2 protein-coding genes are annotated in these 1,178 nt (G+C 33.5%); both read left to right on the top strand.

The window, feature by feature from the left end:
• On the top strand, positions 1-706 hold a 706-nt coding region (locus SPD89_RS22800; protein WP_336264237.1), incomplete at its 5' end, for a CPBP family intramembrane glutamic endopeptidase.
• A 223-nt stretch (positions 707-929) separates the two neighbouring features.
• Positions 930-1,112 (top strand): hypothetical protein, encoded by a 183-nt coding sequence (locus SPD89_RS22795; protein ID WP_336264236.1) that lies wholly within the window; start codon positions 930-932, stop codon positions 1,110-1,112.
• Positions 1,113-1,178 lie beyond the last annotated feature (66 nt).

Below are 1,178 nucleotides of genomic sequence, written 5' to 3'. Positions count from 1 at the left end.
GTTATGGTTAGAATTCCAACCGCTTGCTGCCATTATTATACTTTCTTTAATCTTTGTGTTAATTGTGGAAAGGAGTAAAATCACGGTTCCTATAGCCCAAAATTTCTTTAAAAATTCCATAATAGGTATTGTATTAGGTGTCTTGTGGCTAGGTAGTGTGGTAGCTTTTCTACTGCTTACAAATACCATGAACATCCAAGGTCACAATAATATTGATTTTATATGGATTTGGATTTTGGCAGCGCTCCTGAATGCTGCAATGCAGGAATTTCTGGTTAGGGGTTATCTGTATCAATTGTGGAAGCAAAAATATAATGTGGTTGTGGCAATTGTTTTAACGACTGCATTATTTACCCTTATGCATGCTGGTGCATTTGAAGCGGGTATTATTCCTGTGCTTAATATTGTTTCAATGAGTATTTTTGTAACGTTACTATTAGAATACACACGTACAATAGTAGCACCAATAATTGCTCATTTCATTTGGAATACAATTGGAGCAATTATACTTGGTGGTGTTTCTTTGGCACCTGATTATCCAAGTCTCTTAAACAGTACTTTTCAAGGAAATTCGTTAATATCAGGTGGTGCCTATAAAATCGAGGGTAGTATTATTGTTTCAGTAGCTAATTTAATTCTAATTGCATGCCTGCTCGTGTTGAATAAGAGAAAAAGAAATGATAATTTAAGCAGTCTTCCTCAATAGGGCACTTTAATGGAATAACCCAAACAGAAAATGATCAAACTTTTTTATAAAAATTCTATGGAGCGAAATATGTTGAGAGCCTGTTTTGATCAATCTTTTTTCAAAAACAGGCTCTAGTTGTGTTGTTAAATCAGGCTTTATCAACTCATTTTAATCAAACTTTATTCTAAACCAACAGCCATATTCCAACTAAGGTATTTGAATATACAGGGGTAAATAATTTTTGAGGTGGACTGAAAATAAAATGGGAACAAAACCTGATTTAGTTTTAGATATTGCAGGAGTGATTGCAACTAACTTTTCACCAATATTTTGGGAGGATTTATCTTCAAAATTTGAGGTTGCATATGATGACCTTATTAAGTTTAGAAAGGAGATCCGAAGAATTATGGACTGGGAAAATTAAAGAACAGGAATTTTGGGTTAGGTTTTTAAAGAGAGATTTCCAATAATTGATGGAGGATATGCCACA

The sequence above is a fragment of the Pseudogracilibacillus sp. SO30301A genome, assembly GCF_037072025.1.
Classification (GTDB): Bacteria; Bacillota; Bacilli; order Bacillales; family Amphibacillaceae; genus Pseudogracilibacillus.
Note: the sequence above shows the minus strand (reverse complement) of the source record. Positions and strands in the feature narration are given on the sequence as shown.